This is a genomic window from Paracoccus sp. (in: a-proteobacteria) (genome assembly GCF_047973135.1).
Lineage (GTDB): Bacteria > Pseudomonadota > Alphaproteobacteria > Rhodobacterales > Rhodobacteraceae > Paracoccus.
Map to the genome: position 1 here is coordinate 1 of NZ_JBKEBL010000131.1, position 10256 is coordinate 10256.

Consider the following 10256-nt stretch of genomic DNA (forward strand, 5'->3'; position numbering starts at 1 on the left):
CCAGCGCCTCTCGTGAGAACGACCCCATCACAGCGTCGATCTCCACCAGAACGTTGCCCAGAAACCGCTTGATCCACAGGAACCGCGACAGGGCGTCGGACGTCCTGATCGGCAGGCTCGAACCAAGCTCCATCAGATTGGCGCTCTTCACCTGCAACATCGTCGCAACCAGAACCGCCAGCTTGTCCCGCTGCGTCTTGCGCTGGCACGGCAAGCGCGCCTGCAAATCGTCCCAAACCTGCCGCGTAAATCGATCAAAAACCATCTCAAACTCCCCTCAAAGCCGGGATGTTTGAATCAGAGTTCGCACAATTCGTCAAAACTGACCAATGGTGAGGCCTGACGACTTTCTTTTGATCATGTTTTCAGGCTATACTATTTGATTTTACGCTGATGCTGCGCCAATTTGATGATCAAATCGGCTTCCGCCAGCTATACCACCCCCTCCTTGCGCAATATAGCTGATGGCCCTCGGGACTGACCCGTACCAGTATCCGCACCCGACGCAGACACAGCCGCCTTGCCATCCGTGCCCGCCACAGGGCCAGCGGCCAGTCGCTGGCCCGGCATGTCTCGAACCTGTTTTCGGGCTGGGTCCACTATGTCACCGGCGCAAATGTTGCGGGATTTTTTGGGCGTTGCAACGGCAAAAGCATAAAAAAGCCAGCAATTGCTGGCTTTTTCGAAAATCCGGAATCAACTTTTGGTGGAGCCAAGGGGAGTCGAACCCCTGACCTCTTGAATGCCATTCAAGCGCTCTACCAACTGAGCTATGGCCCCACCGGAGGTCCGCGCCTGTGCAATGCACCTGCGCCGTGAAGGGGCGTATAGGCGGATGGGCGAGGGGGTGCAAGGGGAAAAATCCGTGTGGGCCGCGCAATTTCTCGGGCGGGCCGAGCGGTATCCCCGTGCTGGTCGCGCAGGTGGTTATCCGGCCATGCTGCTGAGGGGTAAGCGGACCGAAATCCAGTTTCCAATTGCTTCGATGTCAAGCGCGGCCTGCGACTGCGCTGCGGCTGTGGTCAGCAGCTCTATCATGTCGTTATCGGCGGCGGTTATCTTGCTTTTGGGCCATGCGTCCTGGAACGAAAAATAGCCGTGGATGAAGCCCGAGGACCATCCGTGCAAACCCTTGCGGCTTCGCTTGGCCATCCGGTCCGTAAACTGGGCGGGGCTTCGGGCCTGGTCGATCATCGCATTCGCGTGAAGCATCGACAGTTCGATCAGGCGATGGGCCATTTCGAGATCGGTCAGCGGCATGGCCGCGCTGACGATTTTGTTCAGCCACAGATCGGGACCGATCTCTTCCGGGGCCAGCATGACCGCCATCGCGAAACCGTCAAGCCAGTCCTCCGTGATTTTCTTGCCCTTGAGCAGCTTTGCCAGCTCGCCCTTGCGTTCGGGTTCCGGTTCGCGCGGTTCCATGTCGAAATCGTCATCGGCCATTTCGGGCGTGTCAAGATACCATGCCTCGACGGTGGTTTCATGCACATCCAGCATCACCGGGATTTTCTTCAGCGGCCTTCCGTCCAGCAGCGACATTGCCGTCGCCGCGAAAGAGGGTGCGTCGGCCTGGCCTGCGGCCTCAAGCATATGGGCGCTGCGTGCGAAGATCTGCGCCCACCAGTCGCGCCGCGTTTCCAGCCAGCTCCACAGCGCGCTGTCCAGGCCGCGCGGGCTTTTCGCCTGATCCAACAGGTCATGGGCGTTGTCGCTGTCCTCGAACCAGCTTTCCACGATTGCGTAGGTGTCGATCCAGTCCTCGCTTTGGTTGATCAGCCTGCCTTTTGCTTGTGCCGACAATTTGGCGATGGAGGGCGTGCATTCCAGCCCGTCCAGCAGCGATCGCGCCGTCATATGTTGCGGGCGAAGGGGGGGCAGGTTGCAGAACCCGGCGATCTCGATCAGGCCGGGCGCGGGCAGGGCGTCCACAGCCAGCCCGTCTCCCAGGGCCATGGCCAGCGTGTCGATCAGCCAGGCCTGCGTCACCGGCAAGGCACCCGTTTCGTCTATCAGCCGTTTCAACACGCGCTTTTGTTCTGATGCCGATGCGCAGGGCAGGCAATAGGCGTCCTTTACCCCGTGGCCCTGCTTCATCAGCACCATGCCGATCTTGCGATTGCCGCCCGATTGCATGGCGATCCCAATGCTTTGTGCCCCGCCGCCATCTGGCAGGGTCGCCATGATCGAATGGACCTTCCACGGTTCCGGGGCGCTGGCCGGGGCAACGCCTGCGCGCATGGCATCGCGCAGCAACTGATCCAGCCGACGGCGCGATTCGTCCTCGGGCAACCAGCTTCGCAGAGTCACAAGCGCCGAGGTGGTTTCCGCCGTCAGATTGCCAGCGGCCAGACGTGCCGACAGACCCTCGGTCGCGGTGATACGCAGCGACGGGTCGGGGTTCAGCAGCCAGAACGTGCCCAGTTGCGTAAAGGCGGGTTCGGTCCGCTCTGCCGTCACCCGAACGGCATTCCGGCGCAATTCGGCGGGCATGGCGGGAAACATCTCGGTCAGGGTTTCGTGCAGGATGGTCGGGTCGCCATCGGCCTGGCTGACCAGATCCTGAAACATGTCCTCCATCATCGCGTCGGGAAACTCGTCCGTGCCGGGTTGCAGATCCTGCGTGTCGATCTCGTCAACCGTCATCTCCAGCGCGGCCGGGGCGGGCAATCCACAGCGCGTCCAGATCCGCGCCAGCAGCAGCCGCTGCTCGGTTCCGGCAGCGCGCTGGTTGACGGCCAGTTCGACAGCTTCGGCGGCGCGGGCCAGCACGGCCTCGCCCCGCGCCCTGCCATTTTCGCGGGTGATCCGCGCCGTGTCCAGTGCCGCGCCCAGAAGATCGGTCATTTCCTCGATGACGGGGGCGTCGCAGGCCTCGGCGATGATGCGCGCCACCAATTGCGCCACCAGGTCTGGCCGGTGAAGCATCATGCGGCTTGTCCGGTCCAGAATTTCGCGGCGTTCTTCGCTGTCATCGGCAAGTCCTTCTAGGGCAGCCAATGCTTGATCTATCTGTCCCGTGGCCATTAGTATCTCCGTGAGATCACATTCATTTACCTTGTTCCGGGCATACTAGGCGAGGCATGCAAGGATGTCATGACTGGATGCGCGGATCAGATCGTGTCGTTCAGATAGGCGTGTCGTGCGCCCAGGATATGATCCAGCACGCAATCGCCGAAGCGGGCGCGGTCGCCGGCCATGGCTGCGTCGATGATCGCGTGATGCTGCCGGGCCGAGTGTTGCAGCGTCTCGGTCGAACGGAAGGCCACCGAGCGGATGATATTCGTCCGTTCGTTATAGAAATTCAGCGCCTCTTCCAGAACCTTGTTGTTGCACAGGCTGTTCAGGCAGGCGTGAAAATGCTCGTTCTGGTGAAACGCCTCGCCAAGATCGCCTGCGGCCACGGCGGCATCGTGGCGTGCCTGAATCCCGGACAGGGCGGCGGCGTCATGGTCCGACAGGGGCAACGGAGTCTGTTCGCAGGCGGCGCGGTGCAGCATGTCGCGCATCATGTACAGTTCGGTAATTTCGCGCATGCCGGGGTCGCGGACCTGCGCACCGCGATTGGCCTTGCGCTGCACCAGCCCCTTGCCCTCAAGCGCCTCAAGCGCGGATCGTGCGATATGTCGGCGAACGCCAAAGCGTTCCATGATGTCGATTTCGACCAGACGCTCGCGCGGCTTCAGCCGGCCAAAGACGATGTCTTCCTCCAGCAAGGCCATGACCCGGTCCCGTTCATTCGCGGCGCTCAATCCGCCCTCCATCCTGCCGGGCCATTCTAGGGGAAGGCGCGGCTTGCGGCAACTATGATTAACATAATTGTTGACGTGATTATTAATAATATTGTATCACACGGGGAACGGGCGGGGCGAACCGTCTGTTCCGACAACCAGGGAGGCATTTTTCATGCGATTTTTTGCTGCAACGGCATTGGCGGCGCTGACCATCGGCGCGGCTTCGGTTCAGGCCGAAGAGGCCAGCTATATTCTGGCCACCGCATCGACAGGCGGGACGTATTATCCTGTGGGTGTCGCGATCTCGACGCTGGTCAAGGTCAAGCTGGAACCCACGGAAAAGATCGCCATGGCGGCAATCAGTTCGGCCGGTTCGGCGGAAAATGTCAGGCTGATCCGCGATGGCGAGGCTCAGTTCGGGATCCTTCAGGCGCTGTATGGCTATGACGCAATCACCGGCACCGGCAGCTTTGCCGAGATCGGCAAGCAGGAAAACCTGCGCTCGGTCACGATGCTGTGGCCCAATGTCGAACATTTCATCATCGACGCGGCGGCGGTGAAAACCGGCACGGTCGAGGATATCGCCGATCTCAAGGGTAAGGCGATGGCCTTTGGCAGCCAGAACTCGGGCACCATCGGGTCCAACCGCACCATTCTGGCCGGGCTGGGTCTGGATCTGGACAAGGATTACGAACTGGTCTTTGGCGGCTATGGCCCCTCGGCCGAGGCGCTGCAGAACGGTCAGGTCGAAGGCGTCAGCATTCCGGCGGGCATCCCGGCGGGCGCCGTCAGCCAGTTGTTCGCGGCGGCGGGCGACAAGGTGAAGATGCTGGAATTTACCCCCGAACAGATCGAAAAGGCCGATGGCGGGCGCGGGATCTGGACAAGCTTTGTCGTCCCCGAAGGGACTTATCCGGGGCAGGCGGCGGATATCACCACCATCGCCCAGCCGAATTTCCTGGCGGTGGACGCCTCGGTCTCGGAAGATAATATTTATCAGATCACCAGGACCATCTATGAGAACCTGCCCTTCCTTCAGGCGATCCATCCCGCGACCAAACACATGATTCTGGAACAGGCGATCACCGGCCTGCCGGTGCCGCTGCATCCCGGCGCGGCCCGCTATTTCCAGGAGGCGGGGATCGAAATTCCCGAGAACCTGATCGCGAAATAACCGTCCGATACTGACGAACCGACGGGGCGGCCACATCCGCCCCGTCGCGCCATGGGAGGACCAGAGCATGACGAACGCCGATCAGGACCACGACAGCGCAAATCCCGTCGCCGGAATGTCCGTTCCCCTGCAAGCCCTGTGCGGGCTGATCGCCATCGGCCATATCTATGTGGCCCTGAACCCTGTCCTGTCCGAGTTTCAGCGCAATGTCGCGCATTTCGCCGGTTTCGCCTTTCTGGCCGCCACCCTGACACCGGCCTTTCCCGCATCCGAACGTGTGCGGCGCATGCTGCTGCCCGCGAATATCGCCCTTGGCGCGGTGATTGCGCTGTCGGCGCTGTATCTGGCCATGTCCGAAAACGCCATCTACGCCCGAGGCGTCAAGATGACCCTGCCCGAATGGATCGCGGCGTGGATCTGCATCATCGGCGCGGCCGAACTGACGCGACGGCTGACTGGCTGGGTCATTCCCACGCTGATCCTGTTGGCGCTCAGCTATGTGGGGCTGTGGGGGCAGTGGATCAGCGGTGTGTTCTCGTTTCCGGGGCTAAGCTGGGGGGCGATCACCTTCCGTTCGATCTATGGCGATGACGGCATGTTCGGCTCGATCGCCAGCATCTCGTCCAGCTATGTGTTTCTGTTCATCATCTTTGGCGCGTTCCTGCTGCGTTCGGGCGCGGGGGATTTCGTGATCGACCTGGCGCGGGCGCTGGCGGGCCGGCTGGTCGGCGGGCCGGGAATCGTCGCGGTGCTGGCCTCGGCGCTGACGGGCACGATTTCCGGATCTGCCGTGGCCAACACCGCCTCGACCGGGGTGATCACTATCCCGCTGATGAAGCGCGCAGGCTTTTCAGGCCGTTTCGCGGGCGGGGTCGAGGCGGCGGCCTCGACCGGCGGGCAGATCATGCCGCCGATCATGGGGGCAGGGGCCTTTGTCATGGCCAGCTTTACCCAGATTCCCTATGAACATATCGTCGTGATCGCGGCCCTGCCTGCGCTGCTGTATTTCCTCAGCGTGATCTTCTTTGTGCGCATCGAGGCGAAACGGCTGGATCTGCAACCCATGACCGAAAGCGGGCGCAGCCTGTCGCAGGCCTTCCGCGATGGCGGCGCAAGTTTTGTTATTCCCATCGGGCTGCTGATCGGGCTGCTGGCTTCGGGCTTCACACCCACCTATGCCGCCGTGATCGGCATCCTGTCGATCATTGCCTCAAGCTGGCTGACCAGAAACCCGCTTGGTCCCCGTGGCGTGTGGGAGGCGCTGGTCATGGGCACGCGAGGCATGGTGATGACCGCCATTCTGCTATGCGCCGTGGGGCTGATCATCAATGTCGTGACAACTGCGGGCGTCGGCAACACTTTCAGCCTGATGATCGCAAGCTGGTCGGGTGGCAACCTGATCGTTGCGCTGGTGCTGGTTGCGGTGGCCAGTCTGGTGCTGGGAATGGGCCTGCCGGTCACGGCGGCCTATATCGTGCTGGCGACCCTGTCGGCCCCGGCGCTGGCGGGCATGATCTCGGATCAGTTCGTTGTCGGCGCGCTGGCCGATGGCACGCTGCCCGATGCCGCGAAGGCCGTTCTGATGCTGGGTGCACCCGAAGCTGCGACGCTGCTGGCCGCGCCCATGGCCCATGCCGATGCCGCCAGCCTGATCAACGGTTTGCCGCTAGAGGTCGCGGCCCCCCTGCGTGACATCGTTGTGCCGCCGAACGTGGCGCTTGCGGCGCTGCTGTCGGCGCATATGATCATCTTCTGGCTCAGTCAGGACAGCAATGTCACCCCGCCCGTCGCGTTGGCCGCGTTCACGGCGGCGGCCATCGCCAAGGCGCCGGCGATGGCGACGGGGATCACAAGCTGGAAACTGGCCAAGGGTTTGTACATCGTCCCGATGCTGTTTGCCTTCACGCCTCTTCTATCCGGCAACTGGCCTGCCATGTTCGAGGTGTTCATCTTCGCTGTCTTTGGCATTTATGGCCTTGCAGGGGCGTTGCAGGGCGGGCTGGAACGACCGGTTGGCCCGGTTATGCGGCTGGTTCTGCTGGTTGCCAGCATGGCCTGCTTCTGGCCCGACCGGCTGGAGATCCAGATCCCCGGCGCGCTGGTCGTGATTGCGGCTCTGATCCTGAACCTGCGGCAGGGACCAGCCAGAGCCGTGGCGTTGAAATGACCCGGACGGCAGATATCCTGATCGTCGGTGGCGGCATCATCGGCTTTGGCACCGCGCTGGAGTTGCAGCGACGCAACCCGCGCGCCGACATCGTCGTGCTGGAAAAAGAGGCAGGGTCGGCGCGGCATCAGTCGGGCCATAATTCCGGCGTGATCCATGCCGGCGTCTATTACAAGCCTGGCAGTCTCAAGGCGCGGTTCTGCCGCGAGGGCGTGGCCGCGACCTATGCCTTCTGCGCCGAACATGACATCCCGGTCAGCCGCTGCGGCAAGCTGATCGTGGCAACGGACGAACATGAACTGGCCCGGATGGCCGATCTGGGGAACCGAGCCCGCCGGAACGGCATCGAGATTCAGGATGTCGATGCCCCGACCCTGCGCTGGCTGGAACCGCATATCAACGGGCTTGGCGGACTTTTGTCACCCAGCACCGGCATTGTCGATTACGCCCGGATCACGGACACCATGGCCCGGCTGTTCGTCGCGCGCGGCGGGACGGTCGAATATGGCCAGCGCGTGCTCAGAGGCGAGGATGGCCCGGCCTCGGTCGTTGTCCGGACCACAGCCATCCGCTACGAAGCCGACCGCGTCATCACCTGCGCGGGTCTGCACGCTGACCGCATCATCCGCGCCTTTGGCCAGAAGCCGGGCTTTCGCATCATTCCCTTCCGGGGCGAGATGTTCCGCCTGCTGAACCAGCCGCCCGATCTGGTCAGCCACCTGATCTATCCGGTCCCCGACCCCGAACGCCCTTTCCTGGGCGTCCACCTGACCCGCAAGATCGGCGGAGGCTTTACGGTCGGGCCGAATGCCGTCCTGGCCCTGAAGCGAGAGGGGTATGACCGCTACGACATATCGGCCTCGGACATGCTTGGATTGATGAGCTATCCGGGTTTCTGGATCATGATCGGGCGCAACCTTGGCACGGCCATGTCAGAAATGCGCTCGTCCTTGTCAAAGACGGCTTATCTGAAACTGATCCGCAAATATTGCGACCGGATCAGCCTGACCGACCTTGCCCCCTATCCGGCAGGCGTCCGCGCTCAGGCGGTCACGCCGGGCGGCAGTCTCGTCGATGATTTCCTGTTTGTCGAAAGTCCCCGCTGCCTGCATGTCGGCAACGCCCCATCCCCCGCCGCCACTGCGGCCATCCCCATCAGCGCCCATATCGCCGACCGTGTCGAAGGCCGCAACGAATTCGGGTCAGGGTAGAACCTGCACAAATGTGTCAGCAACCGAGATGGGCCGGCGATTACATGCCGATCCTGTCCCGGGAACTTTCAAGTCATTGCTAAAGCTTGAAAATATCAAAACTGCCCTAACGGCACCGCCGGTTGCGCTGCACCTGCTGCTTCATTAGCCTGCACAAATCTGAACCGGATTTTTTTATTTTCAGCTCATGTATGGATTTTACAAATGACAGTTGTTTACACCGAGGTTGCATTCTCTCCTCAATTGCTGAACTTCAGCGGCATTCTTGACGGAGACCAAGTCGGCTATCAGTTCTTTGACGACCAAGAGATCGACGTGAATCTGCCGGCGTTTACAGACACCTGGGTCGCGACCGCCATCGCGGGACCGATCCCAGAGGTTGGCCCGGAACCGCTTACACTGATGCTCTATGTGCAGGGCGACGACTTGCGGGTGGATGACAATGGCATGCTGATTGACGGCACGGTGGGATCGCTGGCGCTGTTGACGCCGGTTTCGGACACCGAAACGACGTATATCTTCGTCTTCAACGAGCTTGGCGTTGAGGTAGCCGATTTCGTCGCGGCGGCCAGCTCGCCTGGGGGAGAGGACGATCTGGCATTAATTTATACCAGGTTGAGGTATGACGACTTTTTCACTCTCAGCGAATTCGATGACGTCGCGCACGGCTTTGACGGTGAGGACATCATGAGCGGATTGCACGGCAACGATACGCTGTATGGCGGAAATGGGGAAGACCAGCTGTATGGCGAAGAAGGCGATGACCGGTTGATGGGCGGGGGTAGCGATGACGGCATAGAGGGTGGCCTGGGGAATGACCGAATTGTTGGCGGCAGGGGTGAGGACCTTCTGACCGGAAGCGAAGGGCGCGATCTGTTCGTTTTCAGATCGGTCAGGGACAGCCAGTACAGGGCACCGGACGATCTAACGGATATGACGCTGGACGAAATTACCGATTTCACGCAGGGCGAGGATCGCATCAGTCTGGGGCAGATAGACGCCAACTCCTTGACGCCCGAGAATGAGGCATTCCGGTTCATGGGCGATGACGGGCTGACCTCGTCGGGCATAGGCGAGGTCACGTACAGCCACAGGGAAAGAACGATCTGGAGCGGCGAGACCCTCGAATTCACGCTGGTTCGGGTCGATACTGATGCCGATGCCCGGCCCGAGATGAGCTTTCGTATCAGTGACCATATCGATCTGACGGCGGAAGATTTCATCCTGTAATCCCCACCGGCTGCGGCTCTGCGGCGAACAACCGAAGCGAAGCGGGAGACTTGGGCTGGCAGGGAGTTCCTCGTCTGCCTGCCGTGGAATCTTCTGATCTGACGCTGATTCCGGGCAGATTTTGGAGACTGTGCGGAATTTTGTGCGTGACGCGTTTTTTTACGCCATTGGGAAGCGGTCTTCGAACATGATGGCGAGCTGCGATCTGACCGCACCCGCGCCTTGCCCTTGGAGATGCAGTCGACCTCGGGCTCATGCAGGGAATAGAGCTTGTCGCGGCTCTTCGGTCCCTGTTCCAGCAGGCGGCCGACCAGCCAGAGCGCATCCAGGATCCTGTCGCGCAGCGGGCCTTGCGGGATTTCCTGCAGATGGCGGCGCAGGTCGCGGCGCACCCGACCGACATAGCCCTTGAGCCGGCGCAGCGCCTTGCGCATGCGCTTGAACTGGCGGGCATGGGCGTAACGGCCGACCTGGATGGCCAGACGCGGCGCGAGCCGGGCATAGCTCTGGCGCAGTTCGATCCCGGCCTGTTTCGCCAGACCGACCAGCAGGGCACACGCCCGCTCGTAAAGCCTGGCATCCGTCGGATGGGCGATGTTCCATCTCCGGGGCTTACGCGGCTGCACTGCAGCCACGGTCCCCTGCGATATCCATGACCGTGGTGTCGACAGCCACCCGCTTCAGGGCCTTGTCCGTGACCGCGCCTGACGACCGACCCGCCTCGATCGTTTTGGTCGGCA

6 protein-coding genes, 1 tRNA gene and 2 pseudogenes are annotated in these 10256 nt (G+C 61.7%); 4 read left to right on the forward strand and 5 right to left on the reverse strand.

Features of this window, described 5'->3' with window-relative positions:
* From ACK5L9_RS09920 to ACK5L9_RS09935, 4 genes and pseudogenes are all read right to left on the reverse strand, one after another.
* Positions 1–265: pseudogene (locus ACK5L9_RS09920) on the reverse strand (hypothetical protein); the annotation flags it as partial.
* 439 nt (positions 266–704) lie between these two features.
* Positions 705–780, reverse strand: a tRNA-Ala gene (locus ACK5L9_RS09925).
* 147 nt (positions 781–927) lie between these two features.
* Positions 928–3000, reverse strand: a complete 2073-nt coding sequence (locus ACK5L9_RS09930) for a UPF0149 family protein (protein ID WP_416911300.1) — start codon at positions 2998–3000, stop codon at positions 928–930.
* Between the two features lie 113 nt (positions 3001–3113).
* The gene (locus tag ACK5L9_RS09935; protein WP_416911301.1) at positions 3114–3752 is read right to left on the reverse strand and encodes a GntR family transcriptional regulator; all 639 of its coding nucleotides are present in this window, start codon (positions 3750–3752) and stop codon (positions 3114–3116) included.
* Positions 3753–3906: 154 nt separating this feature from the next.
* Here ACK5L9_RS09935 and ACK5L9_RS09940 point away from each other — a divergent pair, with 154 nt between their 5' ends.
* From ACK5L9_RS09940 to ACK5L9_RS09955, 4 genes are all read left to right on the forward strand, one after another.
* Positions 3907–4908 carry a TAXI family TRAP transporter solute-binding subunit gene (locus tag ACK5L9_RS09940; RefSeq protein ID WP_416911302.1) on the forward strand — a complete coding sequence of 334 codons (1002 nt, stop codon included), beginning with the start codon at positions 3907–3909 and terminating at the stop codon, positions 4906–4908.
* A gap of 67 nt (positions 4909–4975) precedes the next feature.
* Complete coding sequence (locus tag ACK5L9_RS09945) at positions 4976–7075, forward strand: TRAP transporter permease (protein WP_416911303.1); 2100 nt, start codon at positions 4976–4978, stop codon at positions 7073–7075.
* Positions 7072–8286: an L-2-hydroxyglutarate oxidase gene (gene lhgO / locus ACK5L9_RS09950; protein ID WP_416911304.1), complete on the forward strand. Its 1215-nt coding sequence runs from the start codon at positions 7072–7074 to the stop codon at positions 8284–8286. The genes ACK5L9_RS09945 and lhgO overlap by 4 nt, the downstream gene beginning before the upstream one ends.
* A gap of 204 nt (positions 8287–8490) precedes the next feature.
* The gene (locus tag ACK5L9_RS09955) at positions 8491–9516 is read left to right on the forward strand and encodes a calcium-binding protein (RefSeq protein WP_416911305.1); all 1026 of its coding nucleotides are present in this window, start codon (positions 8491–8493) and stop codon (positions 9514–9516) included.
* 209 nt (positions 9517–9725) lie between these two features.
* Here the strand turns inward: ACK5L9_RS09955 and ACK5L9_RS09960 are convergent.
* Positions 9726–10256: pseudogene (locus tag ACK5L9_RS09960) on the reverse strand (IS5/IS1182 family transposase); the annotation flags it as partial.